The organism is Parvibaculum sp., assembly GCF_030651915.1.
Classification (GTDB): Bacteria; Pseudomonadota; Alphaproteobacteria; order Parvibaculales; family Parvibaculaceae; genus Parvibaculum.
The window spans coordinates 173146-191185 of the sequence record NZ_JAUSBV010000010.1; the positions used below are offsets into that span (position 1 = coordinate 173146).

20 protein-coding genes, 1 tRNA gene and 1 pseudogene are annotated in these 18040 nt (G+C 62.6%); 11 read left to right on the forward strand and 11 right to left on the reverse strand.

Annotated features, from left to right (window positions below):
• The first annotated feature begins 41 nt into the window (after positions 1–41).
• Together Q7V31_RS14825 and Q7V31_RS14830 are read left to right on the forward strand one after the other, a co-directional pair.
• On the forward strand, positions 42–2156 hold the full coding sequence (locus Q7V31_RS14825) for a sodium-translocating pyrophosphatase (RefSeq protein WP_304735397.1): 2115 nt from the start codon (positions 42–44) through the stop codon (positions 2154–2156).
• 123 nt (positions 2157–2279) lie between these two features.
• Positions 2280–3953, forward strand: coding sequence for a cation:proton antiporter (locus tag Q7V31_RS14830; RefSeq protein WP_304735399.1), 1674 nt, complete (start codon positions 2280–2282; stop codon positions 3951–3953).
• Positions 3954–3970: 17 nt separating this feature from the next.
• Here the strand turns inward: Q7V31_RS14830 and Q7V31_RS14835 are convergent, their stop codons facing one another.
• On the reverse strand, positions 3971–4474 hold the full coding sequence (locus tag Q7V31_RS14835; RefSeq protein WP_304735400.1) for an outer membrane protein assembly factor BamE: 504 nt from the start codon (positions 4472–4474) through the stop codon (positions 3971–3973).
• Positions 4475–4564: 90 nt separating this feature from the next.
• Here Q7V31_RS14835 and Q7V31_RS14840 point away from each other — a divergent pair, with 90 nt between their 5' ends.
• The 7 genes from Q7V31_RS14840 (at position 4565) to Q7V31_RS14870 (ending at position 9072) form a co-directional block, all read left to right on the forward strand.
• Positions 4565–5161: a ubiquinol-cytochrome C chaperone family protein gene (locus Q7V31_RS14840; RefSeq protein WP_304735401.1), complete on the forward strand. Its 597-nt coding sequence runs from the start codon at positions 4565–4567 to the stop codon at positions 5159–5161.
• Positions 5162–5209: 48 nt separating this feature from the next.
• Positions 5210–5731 carry a DUF177 domain-containing protein gene (locus tag Q7V31_RS14845; protein ID WP_304735403.1) on the forward strand — a complete coding sequence of 174 codons (522 nt, stop codon included), beginning with the start codon at positions 5210–5212 and terminating at the stop codon, positions 5729–5731.
• A 110-nt stretch (positions 5732–5841) separates the two neighbouring features.
• Positions 5842–6927, forward strand: a complete 1086-nt coding sequence (gene plsX / locus Q7V31_RS14850; RefSeq protein WP_304735405.1) for a phosphate acyltransferase PlsX — start codon at positions 5842–5844, stop codon at positions 6925–6927.
• Complete coding sequence (locus tag Q7V31_RS14855; protein WP_304735406.1) at positions 6924–7901, forward strand: beta-ketoacyl-ACP synthase III; 978 nt, start codon at positions 6924–6926, stop codon at positions 7899–7901. The genes plsX and Q7V31_RS14855 overlap by 4 nt, the downstream gene beginning before the upstream one ends.
• A 124-nt stretch (positions 7902–8025) precedes the next feature.
• The gene (locus Q7V31_RS14860; protein ID WP_304735408.1) at positions 8026–8343 is read left to right on the forward strand and encodes an integration host factor subunit alpha; all 318 of its coding nucleotides are present in this window, start codon (positions 8026–8028) and stop codon (positions 8341–8343) included.
• 72 nt (positions 8344–8415) lie between these two features.
• Positions 8416–8889 (forward strand): MerR family transcriptional regulator, encoded by a 474-nt coding sequence (locus tag Q7V31_RS17375; protein ID WP_370690668.1) that lies wholly within the window; start codon positions 8416–8418, stop codon positions 8887–8889.
• Between the two features lie 106 nt (positions 8890–8995).
• Positions 8996–9072: transfer RNA gene (locus tag Q7V31_RS14870), tRNA-Pro, on the forward strand.
• Positions 9073–9304: 232 nt separating this feature from the next.
• On the opposite strand, the gene Q7V31_RS14875 is transcribed toward Q7V31_RS14870, so the two are convergent.
• Complete coding sequence (locus Q7V31_RS14875) at positions 9305–9520, reverse strand: DUF2842 domain-containing protein (protein ID WP_304735410.1); 216 nt, start codon at positions 9518–9520, stop codon at positions 9305–9307.
• 141 nt (positions 9521–9661) lie between these two features.
• Here Q7V31_RS14875 and Q7V31_RS14880 point away from each other — a divergent pair, with 141 nt between their 5' ends.
• Positions 9662–10696, forward strand: coding sequence for a COX15/CtaA family protein (locus tag Q7V31_RS14880; protein ID WP_304735411.1), 1035 nt, complete (start codon positions 9662–9664; stop codon positions 10694–10696).
• 194 nt (positions 10697–10890) lie between these two features.
• On the opposite strand, the pseudogene Q7V31_RS14885 reads toward Q7V31_RS14880, so the two are convergent.
• The 6 genes and pseudogenes from Q7V31_RS14885 to Q7V31_RS14910 all read right to left on the reverse strand — a co-directional run.
• Positions 10891–11226 (reverse strand): annotated as a pseudogene (locus Q7V31_RS14885) (PLP-dependent transferase); the annotation flags it as partial.
• A gap of 111 nt (positions 11227–11337) precedes the next feature.
• Entirely contained in the window at positions 11338–12480 is a 1143-nt protein-coding gene (locus tag Q7V31_RS14890) for a cysteine desulfurase family protein (RefSeq protein WP_304735413.1), read from the reverse strand.
• A 3-nt stretch (positions 12481–12483) separates the two neighbouring features.
• The gene (locus Q7V31_RS14895; protein ID WP_304735414.1) at positions 12484–12837 is read right to left on the reverse strand and encodes a DsrE/DsrF/TusD sulfur relay family protein; all 354 of its coding nucleotides are present in this window, start codon (positions 12835–12837) and stop codon (positions 12484–12486) included.
• Positions 12838–12883: 46 nt separating this feature from the next.
• Positions 12884–13246 carry an SHOCT domain-containing protein gene (locus tag Q7V31_RS14900; protein ID WP_304735415.1) on the reverse strand — a complete coding sequence of 121 codons (363 nt, stop codon included), beginning with the start codon at positions 13244–13246 and terminating at the stop codon, positions 12884–12886.
• Positions 13243–14295 carry a VTT domain-containing protein gene (locus Q7V31_RS14905; RefSeq protein WP_304735417.1) on the reverse strand — a complete coding sequence of 351 codons (1053 nt, stop codon included), beginning with the start codon at positions 14293–14295 and terminating at the stop codon, positions 13243–13245. The genes Q7V31_RS14900 and Q7V31_RS14905 overlap by 4 nt, the downstream gene beginning before the upstream one ends.
• Positions 14292–15140 carry a sterol desaturase family protein gene (locus Q7V31_RS14910; RefSeq protein ID WP_304735419.1) on the reverse strand — a complete coding sequence of 283 codons (849 nt, stop codon included), beginning with the start codon at positions 15138–15140 and terminating at the stop codon, positions 14292–14294. The genes Q7V31_RS14905 and Q7V31_RS14910 overlap by 4 nt, the downstream gene beginning before the upstream one ends.
• An 80-nt stretch (positions 15141–15220) precedes the next feature.
• Here Q7V31_RS14910 and Q7V31_RS14915 point away from each other — a divergent pair, with 80 nt between their 5' ends.
• Entirely contained in the window at positions 15221–15901 is a 681-nt protein-coding gene (locus Q7V31_RS14915) for a metalloregulator ArsR/SmtB family transcription factor (RefSeq protein ID WP_304735421.1), read from the forward strand.
• 264 nt (positions 15902–16165) lie between these two features.
• On the opposite strand, the gene Q7V31_RS14920 is transcribed toward Q7V31_RS14915, so the two are convergent.
• From Q7V31_RS14920 to Q7V31_RS14930, 3 genes are read right to left on the reverse strand one after another with little or no spacing between them, the layout of a single operon-like run.
• The gene (locus tag Q7V31_RS14920; RefSeq protein WP_304735423.1) at positions 16166–16597 is read right to left on the reverse strand and encodes a CoA-binding protein; all 432 of its coding nucleotides are present in this window, start codon (positions 16595–16597) and stop codon (positions 16166–16168) included.
• Positions 16597–17415 (reverse strand): enoyl-CoA hydratase, encoded by an 819-nt coding sequence (locus Q7V31_RS14925; protein ID WP_304735424.1) that lies wholly within the window; start codon positions 17413–17415, stop codon positions 16597–16599. The genes Q7V31_RS14920 and Q7V31_RS14925 overlap by 1 nt, the downstream gene beginning before the upstream one ends.
• Positions 17416–17470: 55 nt before the next feature.
• Complete coding sequence (locus Q7V31_RS14930) at positions 17471–18010, reverse strand: GNAT family N-acetyltransferase (protein ID WP_304735425.1); 540 nt, start codon at positions 18008–18010, stop codon at positions 17471–17473.
• Between the last annotated feature and the right edge of the window lie 30 nt (positions 18011–18040).

The window sequence follows — 18040 nt, forward strand, 5'->3', positions numbered from 1 at the left end:
CCCGCCGGTACAATCCGTCAAGGAAACCTAAGGATAAAACAATGAGCACTGCTTTGTGGGCTATTATCGGCTGCGGGCTGCTTGCGCTCGTCTACGGCATCTGGGCTGTACGCTCGGTGCTGGCGATGGATGCGGGCAATGCACGCATGCAGGAGATCGCAGCGGCGATCCAGGAAGGCGCCAGCGCCTATCTCGCGCGCCAATATACGACCATCGCCGCCGTGGGTGCGGTCATCTTCCTCATCGTCTGGTACTTGCTGACCCTCAAGGTCGCGGTCGGCTTCCTGGTCGGTGCGACGCTTTCGGGCGCGGCGGGTTATATCGGCATGCTGGTTTCGGTGCGCGCCAATGTGCGCACCACACAAGCCTCGAGCGTCAGCCTGGCGGCCGGCCTCGGCGTCGCCTTCAAGTCCGGCGCAGTGACGGGCATGCTCGTCGCCGGTTTGGCGCTGCTGTCGGTCGCGGTCTACTACGCGGTGCTGACCGTTCACCTTGGCCTTGCGCCGGGTTCGCGTGAAGTCATTGACGCGCTGGTCGCGCTCGGCTTTGGCGCCTCGCTGATTTCGATCTTCGCCCGTCTCGGCGGCGGCATCTTCACCAAGGGTGCGGATGTCGGCGGCGATCTCGTCGGCAAGGTCGAAGCTGGCATCCCGGAAGACGATCCGCGCAATCCGGCGACCATCGCTGACAACGTCGGCGACAATGTCGGCGACTGCGCCGGCATGGCGGCCGATCTTTTCGAAACCTATGCGGTGACGGTCGTCGCCACGATGGTTCTGGCCTCGATCTTCTTTGTCGGCGCCGGGCTCGAAAGCATGATGCTCTATCCGTTGACCATCGGTGCGGCCTGCATCGTGACCTCGATCATCGGCACGTTCTTCGTGCGGCTCGGCAAGAGCAACAACATTATGGGCGCTCTCTACAAGGGCTTCATCGCCTCGGCGGTGCTGTCGCTGATCGCGCTTTACTTCGTGACCGATGCCGTAATCGGTCTCGACACGGAATTTGTCGTCAACGGAAAACCCTTTACCGGCTTCAGCCTCTATATCTGCGGCATCGCCGGCCTGATCGTGACGGGCCTCATCATCTGGATCACCGAGTACTACACCGGCGTCAATTTCCGTCCGGTCCGGTCGGTGGCGGCGGCTTCGGCCACCGGGCACGGCACCAACGTCATCCAGGGTCTGGCGATTTCGATGGAAGCGACGGCTCTGCCGGCGCTCGTCATCGTGGTCGGCATCCTGGTCACTTATGGTCTGGCGGGCCTCTTCGGCATTGCCATCGCGGTTACGACGATGCTGGCGCTGGCCGGCATGGTGGTGGCGCTCGATGCTTTCGGGCCGGTGACGGACAATGCCGGCGGTATCGCCGAGATGGCCGATCTGCCGGCCGACGTCCGCAAGACGACGGACGCACTCGACGCCGTTGGCAACACGACGAAGGCGGTGACCAAGGGCTATGCGATCGGTTCGGCCGGTCTCGGCGCGTTGGTGCTGTTCGCGGCCTATACCGAGGACCTGAAGTTCTTTGCGGCCAATTCGGATACCTACGGGTACTTCGCCGGCGTCAGCCCCGACTTCTCGCTCTCCAATCCGTATGTGGTGATCGGCCTCTTCATCGGCGGGTTGCTGCCTTACCTCTTCGGTTCGATGGGTATGACGGCGGTTGGCCGTGCGGCGGGCTCGGTCGTCGAGGAAGTGCGGCGTCAGTTCAAGGCCGATCCGGGCATCATGGCGGGTACCTCCAAGCCCGACTATGCGCGTGCCGTCGACATGCTGACCAAGGCGGCGATCAAGGAAATGATCGTCCCGTCGATGCTGCCGGTGCTTTCGCCGGTCGTGCTGTACTTCATCATTCTGAGCATCGCCGACAAGTCGGCTGCCTTCTCGGCGGTCGGTGCGATGCTGCTCGGCGTTATCGTGACCGGCCTTTTCGTCGCGATCTCGATGACGTCCGGTGGCGGTGCCTGGGACAATGCCAAGAAGTACATCGAGGACGGCAATTACGGCGGCAAGGGTTCGGAAGCCCATAAGGCCGCCGTTACGGGCGATACGGTCGGCGATCCTTACAAGGACACCGCCGGCCCGGCCGTCAACCCGATGATCAAGATCACCAACATCGTGGCGCTTCTGCTTCTGGCGGTGCTGGCTCACTGATCGGCCTGAATACGAGAACGGAAAGGCCCTGCGGAGATATCCGCGGGGCCTTTTCATGTGCGGGGTGTTTGACCACGGCGCGGAATAATCTGAAACTGATTTGGATGTGACAGGGAGGGGCCGGTGCCGGAAGCGACCGTTTTCTACGAAATTGCGGCATTGTTGATCATGGCTTCGGCAATAGGCCTGTTGGGTGTCTGGCTCCGTCAGCCAATGATCGTCAGCTTCATCATCGTCGGGATGCTGGCGGGTCCGGCGGGCTTCGATATTGTACGTTCAACCGACTATCTGGAACTTCTCTCGGAGCTCGGCGTGACGCTGCTGCTCTTTCTGGTCGGTCTCAAGCTCGATCTCAATCTCGTGCGAACGCTTGGCGTGGTGGCGCTGAATACCGGCGTCGGACAGATTGTCTTCACGTCCGTCATCGGCTTTCTGATCTGCCTTGGTCTCGGCATGTCGCCGATTGCCAGCCTGTACGTAGCGGTGGCGCTAACCTTCTCGAGCACCATCATCATCGTCAAGCTGCTGTCGGACAAACGCGAGCTTGATGCGCTGCATGGGCGTATTGCGCTTGGATTCCTGATCGTTCAGGATCTGGCGGTCGTACTGGCAATGGCCGTCATGTCGGCGCTGACGGCGAGTGCGGCCGAAGAAACCGGGCTTCTCGACGCGGCGCTGGCGCTTGCAGTCGGCGCGGTGCCGTTGATCCTGCTGTGGCTGGTGGTCAGCCGGGTGGCGCATCCGATCCTCAGCCGCATGGCGAAAGCGCCGGAATTGCTGATCGTTTTTGCGCTCGGCCTCGCGGCTGCCTTTGCCGCGCTTGGCGAATATCTCGGCTTCAGCAAGGAACTTGGCGGTTTGATCGCCGGCGTCGCTCTTGCCTCGACGCCGTTCCGCGAGGCGATCGGTTCGCGGCTGACCAGCCTGCGTGATTTCCTGCTTGTTTTCTTTTTCATTTCGCTCGGATCACATCTCGACCTGCGTGTGGTCGGCGATGCTGTCGGACCGGCGGTGTTGCTGTCGCTCTTTGTGCTGATCGGAAATCCGCTCATTGTCATGACCATCATGGGGCTGATGGGCTATCGCAAGCGAACGGGGTTTCTGGCCGGACTGACAGTGGCTCAGATCAGCGAGTTCTCGTTGATCTTCATTGCGCTCGGGCTCGGGCTCGGCCATGTCAGTGAGGATGCCGTCGGTCTGGTGACACTGGTCGGCGTCATCACGATCGGCCTCTCGACTTACATGATCCTCTATTCCCAGCCGCTCTATAACTTTCTCGAACCTTATCTCGGCGTGTTCGAGCGGCGGATTGCGCATCGCGAGGCGAAGATTGCCGACGGGACGCCGGCTGCGCGATATGACGTCATCCTCTTTGGTCTCGGCCGGTATGGCCGTGCGCTCTACAAGGGCTTTCGGGAGCGCGGTCTCAGTGTGCTCGGTGTCGATTTCGATCCCGATGTCATACGGGACTGGAGCCATGAAGGCGCGAATGTCATGTACGGCGATTTGTTTGACCCGGATATGCATGAGTCACTGCCGCTCGGCGCGGCGCGATACATCATCATCGCGGTGCCGCCGCATGAAATCGGGGTTACACATCAGGATCCGCGGGTCGCGCTTGTCGAGGAAATTCGAGGCCGTGGTTTCGGCGGGCATGTAGCCGCGATCGCGCGCAGCGATTCAGACAGTGCAATGCTGAAATCGAAGGGGGTTGATACGACGCTGCGACCGTTCTCTGACGCTGCTGAGCGCGCCATCGAAAGGCTCTTTGAAAGTCTTGTTGCCGCGGTCCGCTGACGCAAGCGACTTTCGTGTTATCTGCGGCTGCCCGGATTGCCGGTGCCGACGCCGGGCATGGCTGCACCCGGCGCGTTGTAGCGGCCGAGATTGCCGAAGAGCTGTCCAAGGATCGTCAGCTCCTTGCCGCGGGTCGGCGTGGTCCGATCGACGAAGTTGACGATTTGTCCGTCTTCGAGGCCGTAATAGGCGACTTCCTGCACAACGTCGGTCTTTTCGAAATAGACCGCCGCAACAGCGCGATCGACCTCCTTCGGACGGTAAAAGGTGGTCGTTTCGAATTTGCTGGAAATATAGTACCAAGCCTCTCCATCGATTGCGGATGTCGTCGATGGCGATCCCATGATCGTGCGGACCTGTTCCTTGCTTGTCACGCCAGCCTGGATCCTTGTCAGGTCGTTCGGATCGAATATATAGCCCCGGTCTTCCTTGACCGGCGAACAGGCTGCGAGCGCCATGCCAGCCGTTGCTAGGCAGGTGGCGACCAGAATCGTCCGGACGGTTCGGCGCGGCGGTGTCATGGTCAGGCTCCTCGGATCGAAAGTTCTTACGTTGACCTACCCTTGTCGCCCGGTAAATTCAATCGACATATGCGGCCATGGGCAAGCCGTATGGGCCATGGCCGGAGCGAAACCATGATATGGAAACGAATTTTCGGACGCCGGCGCGGCGAGGAGGAGGCTTTTTCGCTGTACCGGGCGGTTGTCGCCCAGGCACGCCTGCCGGCTTTCTACCTCCAAGGCGGTGTTCCCGACACGGTTGAGGGGCGATTCGAGATGGTGTCGCTCCATGCTTTCCTCGTGTTGCGGCGGCTGCGCGCTGCCGGGGCCGAGGGGCGGGCGCTTGGTCAGCGGGTTTTTAACGTGCTGTTTGATGACATGGACCAGACCTTGCGCGAAATGGGTGTCGGCGACCTCTCGGTCGGCAAGAAGATCAAGGCGTTGGCTGCGTCGTTTTACGGACGCATTGGGGCCTATGAGGACGGGTTGCGGGCCAATGATCATGCTGTACTGGCCGATGCGCTTGCGCGGAATGTGTTCGGCCAAGCGGTGGCAGAGGGGCATGCGGCGATGCTGGCGGACTATGTCCGGCAGTGCGATCAGGCGCTCGCCTCCCAGTCGGCCGACGATATTATGGCTGGCCACGTTGAGTTTGTTGCGCCCCCCGAAAGCACGGACCGCGCGGACCGGCTCGTTGCGGGGAATTGAATTGTGACCCCTCAGTCGCCTCTCGCCGGCGGTGCGGAATTCCGCCTCATGCTGGCAGCGAAAGACGTGCCGGCCGCTGGCACCGTCCTCAAGTTCGATGCCGATGCCGCGACATGCGCCGCGCTGGCGCGACGCTTCAATATTCTCGAATTGCAGTATCTGCGCGGAACGGCAAGCGTCAGGCCGTTTCGCAAACACGGATTGACGCTGGATTGCCGCTTTGAAGCGGTGCTCGTTCAATCCTGCGTGGTGACGCTCGATCCCGTGGTCCAGAAGGTCGAAGAGAGCTTCACGCGGCGCTGGCTGCCGGAGCATCTGATCGAGCCGGCGGGCGCGGCCGACGGGCGCGAGATATTGATCGAGGCAGAGGGGGACGATGCGCCGGACCCCATGACAGGTGGGGCGATCGACATCGGCGAGGCGGTTGCGGAGGCGCTGGCGCTGGCTATCGATCCTTATCCCCGCAAGCCGGGTGTCGCCTATGATGTGCCGCCGGACGTTCCGGACGCCGTAGCGGAAGAACGGCCGAACCCCTTCGCCGCGCTGGAGAAACTCAAGAAAAATGACTGAGTCGCCAAGATTTCCAGCCCTTTCTGCCTATTGTGTCGCATCGGCAACCTTGTATCTTCTGGGCGCGCGGCGGTTGATGGCGTGCACCGGTTTTTGAAGAGGGACCCTGGGTGACGCGAGGAATAACGATAGCGCTGGACGGCATGGGCGGGGACCACGGACCCGCAACCGTGATCGGCGGCGCCGAAGTCGCATCAATCCGCCACCCGGAGGTGCGTTTTCTCATTTTTGGCGACGAGGCCCAGATACGCCCCTTGCTGGAGAAACACCCGCGCGTGGCCTCGGTGAGCGAAATCGTCCATACCGACGTCGCCGTCGCGATGATGGACAAGCCGAGCCAGGCGCTCAGACGTGGCCGCAAGACCAGCAGCATGTGGCTTGCGATCGACGCGGTGAAGGACGGCAAAGCGCAGGTGGTTGTCTCGGCAGGCAATACCGGTGCGCTGATGGCGATGGCCAAGGTGATCCTGAGAACAATGCCGAATGTCGAACGGCCGGCACTGGCGGCGATCTGGCCGACGGCGCGCGGCGAGAGCGTGGTGCTCGATCTCGGCGCAACGATCGGTCCCGATGCCGCGCAGCTTGTCCAGTTCGCCGTTATGGGCGAAGCGTTTGCACGCGTGATCTTCAATCTGGAGCGGCCGCTGGTCGGTTTGCTCAATATCGGCGAAGAGGAAGTCAAGGGCACAGAGCAGGTGAAAGACGCAGCGCAGATGTTGCGCGCGGCGAAGTTGCCGATGCATTTCCACGGTTTCGTCGAAGGCGACGACATCGCAAAGGGGACGGTCGATGTCGTCGTGACAGATGGCTACACCGGCAACATCGCGCTGAAGACGGCTGAAGGCACCGTGCGTCTTGTCCTGGAATATCTGCGCGCGGCCATAAGCCGTTCGCTCATGGCGCGTATCGGCTATTTTTTCGCCCGAAGCGCGTTTCAGGCGCTGGCGAAGAAGCTCGATCCTCGGGCATCGAACGGCGCGGTGTTTCTCGGCCTGAACGGGCTTGTCGTCAAAAGCCACGGCGGAACCGATCCGACAGGATTTGCGGCTGCCATCGATGTCGCCGTCGATGTCGCGTCCGCCGATCTCATCAGCAAGATTATCGCCGATCTCAGCCTGCTCAACGGGTTTGGAACGGGCGCGACCGGCCATAACGAAAATACAAACACACCGGAATCCGAGGCAGTCCTTTCGTGAGCGTAATCAGAACAATTGTCCTGGGGACCGGGAGTTATTTGCCGGCCCGCGTGATGACCAATGACGATCTGTCGAAAACCATCGATACGACCGATGAGTGGATTGTCGAGCGGACGGGCATCCATCGCCGACACATTGCCGCGGATGACGAGCTGACGTCGCATCTCGCGCTGGCGGCGGCGCGGGCCGCCATTGCCGATGCGGGTATCGACCCCCAGGAGATCGACACGATCATTCTGGCGACGACGACGCCCGACAACACTTTTCCTGCGACCGCTGTCACCGTGCAGGCCGAGCTTGGCCTCTATCATGGGGCCGCTTTCGACATCCAGGCGGTTTGTTCAGGCTTCGTCTATGCTCTGACAATCGCCGACACGTTTATTCGCACCGGGCAATCGAAGACGGCGCTGGTGATCGGCGCCGAGACCTTTTCGCGGTTGCTCGACTGGACCGATCGCACGACCTGCGTGCTGTTCGGCGACGGTGCGGGCGCGGTGGTGGTCACGGGAATGGAGGGCGCGGGCACCAATGCCGATCGCGGTGTGCTGACCGCCCATCTCCATTCGGACGGACGCTACAAGGAGAAACTGTATGTCGATGGCGGGCCGTCCTCGACGCAATCGACCGGTCATGTTCGCATGGAAGGCCGCGAGGTCTTCCGTCATGCTGTCGTCAATATCGCGGAAGCGATCAACGAATCGCTGGCAGCAACCGGTCTGACCGCCGACGATATCGACTGGTTCGTGCCGCATCAGGCCAACAAACGCATTCTCGACGGCACCGCCAAGCGCATCGGCTTGCCGCCTGAGAAGGTGGTTTTGACGGTTGCCGATCAGGGCAACACCTCGGCGGCGTCGGTGCCGCTGGCGCTCGACACGGCGGTCAAAGACGGCCGAATCAAGCGCGGTGACCTGGTGCTGCTGGAGGCGATGGGTGGCGGATTCACTTGGGGTTCGGTGCTGCTGCGGTACTAGCGAAGACGCCGGAAATTGGAAGGGTTCTCGAATCTCGCACTTGAGAAAAATCATCCATCCCATTGATATTGACGGGTTTCCGGTGGAACAATAGGCTTCGGGTGAAACGACAAAGGTGGAGGCCATGGGGGAAACTGTCACGCGCGCGCAATTGAGCGAGGCGGTCTATCAGGAAGTCGGATTGTCGCGGAACGAGTCCGCGGAGCTGGTGGAGCTGGTGCTGGCGCAGATTTCGGACAGTCTGGCGCTGGGCGATACCGTGAAACTGTCATCGTTCGGGTCGTTCTCCGTACGGAAGAAAGGCGGCCGGATGGGCCGCAACCCGAAAACCGGCGAGGAAGTGCCGATCAAGCCGCGGCGCGTGCTTGTGTTCCGGCCGAGCCATGTGCTCAAGGAACGCATCAACGAGGCACTGAACGGCAAGTCGGCCGCAGCCGACTAGGCGATCGGAACGACGCCATTGAGCAGATCCGTGTTCATCCATCGGCTTGGGGAAGGTCAGCAGGGACCTGATTTGACGATACAAAAGTCAGCAGATGCCTTTCGAACCATCAGCGAGGTCGCAACCGAGCTCGATGTGCCGCAGCATGTGCTGCGTTTCTGGGAGAGCAAGTTCAACCAGATCCGGCCGCTGAAGCGCGGCGGCGGGCGGCGCTACTACCGGCCCGAGGATGTCGACCTGCTGCGCGGCGTCCGGACGCTGCTCTACAATGACGGCTACACCATCAAGGGCGTCCAGAAAGTCTTTCGCGAACAAGGCGTTAAGTTCGTCACCGAAACCGGCAAGGGGTTGGTCGACGCCTCAGTTGCCGAGCGCGCGCGCGAGGCTGTCGAGCGTGACGACGCCGATGAGCGCGCCGGCGCCGAGCGGCCGATCAGGGGCGCCGGGCGCAAGCAGTTGGCAGCGATACTGGAAGACCTGATTTCGCTGAAGGACGAGATCGACGAAACGCTGTGGGCCGATGAGGACGAGGAAGAGGAGGGCTGATGCCCTTCAAAAATAACGGAAAAAGGCCGGTTTGAGCCGTTGCCGCCATGGGGCCTCGCGTCTATAGTCCGCGCCGCCCAAGGGGTTCGCTCCTTGTCGGTCCGGTCGGAGCGTAGCGCAGCCCGGTAGCGCACTTGTCTGGGGGACAAGGGGTCGTCGGTTCGAATCCGGCCGCTCCGACCATTTATTTATCGCAGGCGTTCAAGGAGTTAGCCGATGATCGATGCCATTCTTCCGATCGCTCTTTTCATCGTCGTCATCTTCGTGCTCAACAAGCTTGTGACAGGCCGTTTCGGCTGAGCCCCCCCCTCTGTCACAAAACTGTCAAAAAACTGTCACAAATGACCCGAGCGGTGGTCGCGCGCCGGCGCGGGCAGGATTTGCGGGGCGGGGATAAGCGCACTTATCCCCGGTTTCAGGCCGGATCGGGCCGGACCATCCAGACGATCAGATATTTCGCAGGGAACGCCCAGGCGACGCCGGCGATCAGATAATAGAAAAACTGCATCCAGCCGCTCTCCGACAGGTGGCCGCTGACCGCAATCGTCATCACCAGGAATGAATAGAGCGTCAGGCCGATCAACAGGATGATCGTGCCGAGCAGTTTTCGTGTGCGGATGCCGAGACGCATGGGGAAACTCCGGATGATGCCGCGCGGGTGCCGTGCCCCCGAATTAGAGCATTCGACCGGCTCTGCCTAGAGTAGCGCGGCGAGCTGTCGCGGCCGATGCGGACTAGGCGCGGGGCGCGGCGCGGTCTATTTCTAGGCGTCATGAGCCTTCTTTCCCGCATCAATGCCGCCGAGCGAAGCCAGGCCGACCATCGCGCCATCGCGATCTGGCTCGCATGCGTCGCCGCGCTCGTCTTCATCATGGTGGTGGTGGGCGGGCTGACGCGGCTGACCGAGAGCGGGCTGTCGATCACCGAATGGAAACCCGTCACCGGCGCGCTGCCGCCGATGAGCGAGGAACACTGGCAGGCCGAGTTCGATCTCTACCGCCAGATCCCGCAATACCAGTTGATCAACAAGGGCATGTCGCTTGCCGAATTCAAGACGATCTACTGGTGGGAATGGAGCCACCGTTTTCTCGGCCGGCTGATCGGCCTGGCCTTCTTCGTGCCCTTCGTCTGGTTCCTGGTCCGGCGACGCGTCGAGCGGGCGCTGGTGCCGCGGCTGGTCTTCCTGTTCGTGCTGGGCGGCATGCAGGGCGTGCTCGGCTGGTGGATGGTGATGAGCGGGCTGACCGAGCGCACCGAGGTCAGCCAGTACCGGCTGGCGGCGCATCTCGGTCTGGCGACGCTGATCTATATGGCGCTGGTCTGGACCGTGCTCGACCTGATGCGCGGCAAGGCGACACGGGCGCTTGACGGCATCGCCAAGGCGGCGCTGGCGCTTGTCATATTCGTCTTTCTGCAGACGATCCTCGGCGCTTTCGTCGCCGGCTTGCGGGCCGGGGCCGTCTACAACACCTGGCCGCTGATGGATGGCGCGTGGCTGCCGGAAGGGCTGATGCGCATATCGCCGCTCTGGCATAATTTTTTCGAGAACCATCTGACCGTGCAGTTCCAGCACCGGATCGCGGCCTATCTGTTGTTGCTGGCGACGCTCTGGCACTGGTTCGCGGCGCGGCGGACGCCGGCGGCGCAAGGAGCTGCGCTGCTGACGCTGGCGATTGTTGCGCAGGCGGCGCTCGGTATCTGGACGGTGTTGTGGGCGGTGCCGATCCCGCTCGGCGCGGCGCATCAGGCAGGCGCGCTGATCGTGCTGACCGTGGCGCTGGCGCATGCGCATCGGTTGATGCGGTAGGGGCTGAGTTCCCACCCTCCCCCTGTGGGAGGGTCAAACGGGCGCAGCCCGTTTGGGGAGGGGTGCTCCGCTGACGGCGAATGGCGCGCTGTCGGTTATGCGCTGAAGTTCCACGCTTACCCCTCCCCGAAATTTCCTTCGCTTGCGCTCAGAAAATTTCGACCCTCCCTCAGGGGGAGGGTGGGAAGAGTTCTCTACGCTCCCAGCGCCTGGTCGAGGTCGGCGATGATGTCGGCGGGGTCTTCGATGCCGACCGAGAGGCGGACGACGTCGGGGCCGGCGCCGGCGGCTTTCTGCTGATCCTCCGTCAACTGACGATGGGTCGTCGAGGAGGGATGGATGATCAGGCTGCGGGTGTCGCCGACATTGGCGAGGTGGCTCAAGAGTTCGACCTTGCCGACAAGCTTGACGCCCGCCTCATAGCCGCCCTTGACGCCGAAGGTGAAAACGGCGCCGGCGCCTTTCGGCGAATATTTCTTCATCAGCTTGTTGAAGGGATCGCTGTCGAGGCCGGCATAGGAGACCCAGGATCAACCTCTGTTCAAGCGCACCGGTGATCTTCCCGAGCGCGCTTTGCCGCCACGCCGAATGTGCGGGCGGCAACGCATCGACATCGTAGAGGCTATCCGAGACCTCTTCCGTCACGCTTTCGCACCTGTACCGGTCGAAGTGAGCACTTCGGCAAGGCCGGAGACGGTTGCGTCCACGTCCGCCTGAGTCGTGCTCCGACCAAGGCTGAAGCGGATCGCGCCCATACCGACCTCGGGCGTAACGCCCATGGCTTCCAGGACGGGTGACAACTCGATCCGCCCAGCATGGCAGGCGGAGCCGGTCGAAGCAGCGATCTCCGGAACGGCGGCGAGAATCTCCGCCCCGACCCGCCCAACGAAGGAAACGTTGAGGGTGTTCGGTAGCCGGAGCTCGGCATGGCCGTTGAGGACGACGCCGTCGCCGAACCGGTCCTTCAACATCTGCCAGAAACGGTCTCGCAGGTCGCGGGCGTCGCTCATAGGCGCGAGGTCGCCTGCAAGGACGCAAGCCTTTCCGAGGGCGGCGGTGAGCAATGCGCTTTCAGTTCCGGCCCGCCGGCCGCCCTCGTGGCCTGCGCCATGAATGAGTGGTTCGAGCTGCACGCCGTCTCGGATGTAAAGCGCGCCAACGCCCTTCGGTGCATAGAGCTTGTGTCCGGCAATCGTGAGCAGATCGACGCCGAGATCGTTGACGCGGGTCGAGATCTTGCCGACCGACTGAGCCGCATCCGTATGGAACGGGATTCCGTGCTCGCGGGCGATTGCCGCGCAGTCCTCGACCGGCTGAATCGTCCCGACCTCGTTGTTGGCGTGCATGATGCTGATCAGGACGGTATCCGTAGTGATCGCCCGTCGGATGTCGTCGGGATCGACGAGCCCCGTGCCATCCACCGGCAGCCAGATCACATGCGCCCCAAGGCGTTCCAGGAAACGCAGCGGGGCGACGATTGCCGGATGCTCCACGCGGGTCGTGATGAAATGCGGGTGCGGGCGCTTACTCTTATAGAAGATGCCCTTCAGGGCGAGGTTGTTGGCTTCGCTGCCCCCGCTGGTGAACACCACCTCGCCCGCCGCGCAGCCGAGGAGTTCCGCAACCTGGCTTCGGGCGCTCTCGACCAACTCGCGGGCGGGGCTGCCGGCCCAGTGCTCGCTCGATGGATTGCCGAAGGCATCTTCCATAGCCTCGCGCATAACCGCCGAGACCTCCGGTGCGATCGGCGTGCTGGCGTTGTGGTCGAGATAGATGCGCCGCATGGCTTAGAATACCAGCACCTTATCGGCGCTCGCGGTGGCCTCGGCGAGTTCGTCCATCGTGCGGCGTGTCGCCCCCGGCATGACGTCGTCTTCGGTCATGCCACGTGCGTCCATGCAGGTTCCGCAGAGCAGGACGCGGCCCTTGCCCGTCAGGACACGTTTCAACATGCGCTCGACATTGTAATAGCCGTCCGGGGTCTTCTGTCCCTTGCGGGCGCTGACAACAGCGTCGGCCATCAGGAACACGGTGATCTCGGTCCCGCTGTCGCGCTTCAGCAGAGTATGGGCGAGCCGTAGCGCGTTGTAGACGCGCTCGGTGCCGTAGGGCGGGTCGTTCAGAATGAATAGGGCATGCATGCATCAGCCTTTCTGATTGCCAGTACTTCGAGGTGCAATCCGGAGTTCACTCGTCGAGTGTGCGGCGTCGGTCCTCGAACTCTTCCTTGTCGATTTCGCCGCGTGCGAAGCGCTCCTTGAGGATATCGAGCGCCGTGCGTCCCGCCTGACCGTGATGAGGTTGATGGACGTCGTGACCCGCCCCGCCGAGCCAGCGCACCAGGAGCACAGCGATCGCGATCACGATCGCGAGGACGAGGATCATTAAGAGCGGGCCGAATATCATGCCGTACCAGCCTCCGCCCCAGTCCATCATGTGTGGACCATAGGCACGTCCATAGGGCTCCGCCTGCTGGGCCCATGCCAAAGCTGGCGCGAGAGCGATTCCGGCAAGTAGTGCTGCGGCCGATATCGTGCGGGTTATTCTCATGTCTTTTCCCCTTTCCATGTCTGCTTTGATCGGGATGTTTCGGCGGCCGTTCCGGGATTGCAGGCGTGGCCCATGCCTTCGACGGGGGTCCCTGACCGATTCCATTGCTCCATGCCGCCGCGCAGGACATGGACATCGCGGAATCCCGCTGACCGTAACGTCGCGGCGGCGGATGCCGAGCGCTTATCGGTCCGGCAGACCAGCGCGACCGGATGATCGCGCAGCGTTTCGATCTCGCCCATCCGGTCCCGGATTTCCCCGAGCGGCATGTTCAGCGCGCCGGAGATATGACCAAGCGGACCGACGAACTCGTCAGGCTCACGCACGTCGATTAGCGTAATCCCGTTCGTCGCGAGTCGGTTTTCCAGCGTACTCACATCGATCCACCGCGAGCCGGTATCGCCGCGAAGCCGGCGCACCAAGCGCGGCAGGAAGGCGATGGCCGCGAGTAGTCCGAGCGCCATCAGCCCGTAGCGGATCGCAGAGGCATCTCCGGCCAGTGCTTCGCGTCCGGCGTGGCCGAGCCACGTATAGGCGATGGCGCCTGGCGCCATGGCGATGAACGAGGTCGCGACGTAGGAAAGGAGCCCGATGCGGGTGAGGCCGAGCGCGTAATTGGTCAGGTTGAAAGGGAACAGCGGAACCAGTCGCACGAAGGCCACGAAGCGCCAGCCCTCCGCCTCGACACCCTCGATGAGTCGCTTCAAGCGCCCGCCGGTCCGGCGCGCCACCCACTTACCCGCAAGATAACGTGCGACAAGAAAGGCCAGGGTCGCGCCGATCGTGGCACCTGCGAGATTGAGGAGCGCACCCCAGACAGGCCCGAACAGCGCGCCGCCGGCGAGCGCGAAGAGTGCGCCCGGCAGGAACGCGACGGTGCCCACCGTATAGAGCGCCAGATAGACGAGCGGGGCCAGAAGACCGAACCCGGCCAGCCATACTTCGACGGCTTCCACATCCAGTTGGTCCCGGTACAGGAGGGTCGCCGTGATTGCGGCTGCCACGGCGACGGCAAGGGCGGCGCGCAGTAGAATGCGGCGCGAATTCATCGCTCTTCCTCCCGACGTTCTCTATTGATCGCGTAGCCGCTGGCTGGGCCGCGCAGCGGTTGAACAAGCATCCGGTCGAGCCAGAGGTCGCGTAGCGTGCGAAACTGCTCGATGCCGATGGTCATACCGTCATGCCCTTTGCGTGGCTGCGCCCGGTAGGTGCCGAGAAGCCGGTCCCACCAGGGCAGGTTGAAACCAAAATTGGAGTTGGTTTCGCTCGGCAGGATCGAGTGATGCACGCGATGCATGTCCGGGGTTACCACGAACAGCCGCAAAATGCGGTCGATCCGCTCTGGGATGTGAATGTTAGCGTGGTTGAACATAGAGGTCGCGTTGAGCAGCACCTCGAAGACGAGCACGGCGACCGCAGGCGGGCCGAGGACGACAACGACCGCGAGCTTGATGACCATGGAAAGCAGGATTTCGACGGGGTGGAAGCGCAGGCCAGTGGAGACGTCGAACTCCAGATCGGCGTGGTGCATGCGGTGCAGCCGCCAAAGCGCAGGCACGGCGTGAAACATCACGTGCTGCAAGTAGATGGCGAGATCGAGCGCCAGGACCGACAGGATGAACGCGAGCCAGAACGGAACCTCGAACACATTGAAGAGGCCCCAGCCACGCTCCGCCGCGAGGATGGCCATGCCGACCGCTACGATGGGAAAGGCCAGCCGCACCAGAACAGTGCCCAGGACGACAACGCCAAAGTTGTTTGTCCAGCGGATCAGCCGAGGAATCTCCCGCCGCCGCCGGGGCACGGCCATTTCCCAAAACGCCATGACGCCGAGAATGCCAACAAAGAGCCCCATGCGGATCATTGGTTCGTTGGCTAGTAGGGTTTCGGGCATTCACAGAGACCTTGCGTTACGGATATCGGATCTCTACATTCAAACTATCGCTTGAATGATATAATGTGAGATGCAGGCAGATGTCAATCGCTCCCAAGCAGGCGCTCTATGGAGAGTTCGCGCTCGTGGCCCGTGCGCTCGGCTCACCGCACCGGCTAGAGATGCTTGAACATCTGGCCCAAAGCGAGCGCAGTGTGGAAGCGCTCGCAGAGCGGGTCGGCCTCACGGTGGCAAACGCCTCGCAGCATTTGCAGCAACTCAGAAGGGCGGGATTGGTTGTGTCCCGCCGCGAGGGCAAGTTCGTCCTCTATCGGCTTGTCGACGACACCGTTCTTGATCTGATGACGGCGCTCTCGAACGTGGCGGACCACAATCTGGCCGAGGTTGATCGCATTCGACGCGCGTATTTCAATGCGCGTGACGATATGGAACCGGTTTCGCGAGACGAACTACTGACGCGAATGCGTGACGGACTCGTCACGGTGCTTGATGTCCGCCCCGCGGATGAATTCGCGACAGGGCACCTGCCCGGTGCCATCAACGTGCAGCTCGGCGAGTTGGAGCAGCGGCTCTCCGGTCTCGACCCCGGGCAGGAAATTGTCGCCTATTGCCGTGGTCCCTGGTGTGTCCTGTCGTTTGAGGCGGTGGCCGCACTGCGGGCGCGTGGCTTCAAGGTGCGGCGGCTGGAGGACGGATTGCCCGAGTGGAGAGCGGCAGGGCTTCCGGTAGAGCACGGTGCACCGCTACCCAATGCGAGGTAGCACCTGGCGATCGATGAATTGGCAGTTAAGTGCTGGCCCTGCGGCCGCGCTCGCGTTGCGCAATAGTTGTTCGGAAGATTATGGTTGTGCTTTGTATCAGTCGCTACTCAGAATCCGGCAAGATATTGCAGCAGAGCAGGGGAATCTCGTCGTGCGCTAAAACGATTGCGGCGCTTGCTGGTTGGCTGGAATGTCCGCTAAAGACTGCTCCGGTAGGCGCGGGCGAGAAGGCCTGAGCCATTGAGCTACAAGGATTCAGTTTCGTTACATCCCCAATTTCGGTATCTCGATTTTCGGGCAGCGGTTCATGACGATTTTCAGGCCGGCGGCGCGGGCGCGGGTGGCGGCTTCGTTGTTGACGACGCCGAGTTGCATCCAGACATATCTGGCGCCGATGGCGATTGCCTCGTCGACGACTGCGCCGGCGGCTTCGGAGTTGCGGAAGATATCGACCATGTCGATCTTTTCGGGAATGTCGCCAAGCGTCGCATAGACCTTTTCGCCGTTGAGATCGCCGCCGGCCAGACCCGGATTGACCGGAATGACGCGGTAGCCCTTGCCTTGCAGAAAGCGCATGACCTCGTGGCTGTCGCGGCGCGGATTGGCACTGGCGCCGACAAGCGCAATTGTCTTCGTCTCGCGCAGGATATGCTCGACGTCGCCGGGTTCGACCTCATTTGCGGTTGAAGGGGGCATCAGCGGTCTTCCCATTTCGGTTCGCGCTTCTCGATGAAGGCGCCGATGCCTTCCTCGGCGTCGCGGGCCAGCATGTTTTTGACCATGACCTCGCTGGCATAGTCATAGGCTTCGGCCAGCGGCTTTTCGAGCTGCTCGTAAAAGGCGCGTTTGCCGATCGCAACGGTATGCGCCGATTTCGAGGCGATCAGGCGGGCGAGCGTGGCGACGGCGGCGTCGAGTTCTTCGGCCGGGGCGGCGCGGTTGACGAGGCCGATCTCGACGGCGCGGGCGGCCGAAATCATTTCGCCGGTCAGCAGCATTTCCATCGCCTGCTTGCGCGCTACGTTGCGCGACAGGGCGACCATCGGCGTCGAACAGAAGAGGCCAATATTGACGCCGGGGGTGGCGAATTTCGCTTCGGTTGCAGCGATGGCGAGATCGCAGCTGGCGACGAGCTGGCAGCCGGCGGCGGTGGCGATGCCGTGGATGCGGGCGATGACCGGCTTCGGACAATGAACGATCGCCTGCATCAGGGCGCTGCATTGGCGCATCGTCGCTTCGTAGAAGGCGCGGCCGCGATCGGCTTCGGTGCGGGCCGATGTCAGCTCCTTCAGGTCGTGGCCGGCGCAGAAGCCGGGCCCGGCGCCCGCCAGCACGACCACGCGGACATTCGCATCGGCGGCGAGGCGCGCGAATTCGGCCTGCATCGCGTCCATCAGGTCGCGCGACAGGGCGTTGCGCTGCGCCGGGCGGTTCATGGTCAGGCGGGCGATGCCGGATTGGTCCTCGCGGATCAGAAGCGGCTCGGCAGCGGCTTTCGCGGCGGACTGGCTCATGGTGGCGTTTCCCTGTGTTTCTTTCCGGGGAGCATAGCGGGGTGGCGCGCCGGAGTCAGGGGCGCTTCATCCGGTAGAGCACATGGCGCCTCAGCTTGTGGCCTGGGGCCAAGTTGGGGTGGTCGAAGTCGTCCTTCGGATCATGGGTCATGCCGAGGCGCTGCATGACGGCTTGCGAGCGCAGGTTGCCGGTGACGGTGAAGGAGACGATTTCGGGGAGGCCGGCTTCGAAGCCATGGGCCAGCGCGGCGCCGGCGGCTTCGGAGGCATAGCCCTTGCCCCAATGGGCCGGCGCGAGGCGCCAGCCGATCTCGACCGCAGGCGTGAAATGCGCCTCGAAGGTGACCGGGCGGATGCCGGTGAAGCCGATGAAGGGGGCAATGCCCGGCACTTCGAGGGCCCAGAAGCCATAGCCCATGATCTCGATGTCGGATTTCAGGATCGTCGCGACATTGTCGCTTTCGGCGCGGGAGAGCGTGCCCGGGAAATGCTCCATCACCCTGGGATCGGCCGACATAGCGGCGAAGGGCGCGAAGTCGGCTTCCGTCCAGGGACGCAGGATCAGGCGTTCGGTTTTCAGTGTGACGGGGCGCATGGCGGGTTCCGGAAAGAAAACGGGACGGCG

Excerpts from the sequence above, each read along its gene's own strand:
- Q7V31_RS14825 (WP_304735397.1), top strand. The coding sequence starts at position 42 with ATGAGCACTGCTTTGTGGGCTATTATCGGCTGCGGGCTGCTTGCGCTC.
- Q7V31_RS14835 (WP_304735400.1), bottom strand. The coding sequence starts at position 4,474 with ATGACACCGCCGCGCCGAACCGTCCGGACGATTCTGGTCGCCACCTGC.
- Q7V31_RS14840 (WP_304735401.1), top strand. The coding sequence starts at position 4,565 with ATGGGCCATGGCCGGAGCGAAACCATGATATGGAAACGAATTTTCGGA.
- Q7V31_RS14845 (WP_304735403.1), top strand. The coding sequence starts at position 5,210 with ATGCTGGCAGCGAAAGACGTGCCGGCCGCTGGCACCGTCCTCAAGTTC.
- Q7V31_RS14860 (WP_304735408.1), top strand. The coding sequence starts at position 8,026 with ATGGGGGAAACTGTCACGCGCGCGCAATTGAGCGAGGCGGTCTATCAG.
- Q7V31_RS14875 (WP_304735410.1), bottom strand. The coding sequence starts at position 9,520 with ATGCGTCTCGGCATCCGCACACGAAAACTGCTCGGCACGATCATCCTG.
- Q7V31_RS14880 (WP_304735411.1), top strand. The coding sequence starts at position 9,662 with ATGAGCCTTCTTTCCCGCATCAATGCCGCCGAGCGAAGCCAGGCCGAC.
- Q7V31_RS14890 (WP_304735413.1), bottom strand. The coding sequence starts at position 12,480 with ATGCGGCGCATCTATCTCGACCACAACGCCAGCACGCCGATCGCACCG.
- Q7V31_RS14895 (WP_304735414.1), bottom strand. The coding sequence starts at position 12,837 with ATGCATGCCCTATTCATTCTGAACGACCCGCCCTACGGCACCGAGCGC.
- Q7V31_RS14900 (WP_304735415.1), bottom strand. The coding sequence starts at position 13,246 with ATGAGAATAACCCGCACGATATCGGCCGCAGCACTACTTGCCGGAATC.
- Q7V31_RS14905 (WP_304735417.1), bottom strand. The coding sequence starts at position 14,295 with ATGAATTCGCGCCGCATTCTACTGCGCGCCGCCCTTGCCGTCGCCGTG.
- Q7V31_RS14910 (WP_304735419.1), bottom strand. The coding sequence starts at position 15,140 with ATGCCCGAAACCCTACTAGCCAACGAACCAATGATCCGCATGGGGCTC.
- Q7V31_RS14915 (WP_304735421.1), top strand. The coding sequence starts at position 15,221 with ATGTCAATCGCTCCCAAGCAGGCGCTCTATGGAGAGTTCGCGCTCGTG.
- Q7V31_RS14920 (WP_304735423.1), bottom strand. The coding sequence starts at position 16,597 with ATGCCCCCTTCAACCGCAAATGAGGTCGAACCCGGCGACGTCGAGCAT.
- Q7V31_RS14925 (WP_304735424.1), bottom strand. The coding sequence starts at position 17,415 with ATGAGCCAGTCCGCCGCGAAAGCCGCTGCCGAGCCGCTTCTGATCCGC.
- Q7V31_RS14930 (WP_304735425.1), bottom strand. The coding sequence starts at position 18,010 with ATGCGCCCCGTCACACTGAAAACCGAACGCCTGATCCTGCGTCCCTGG.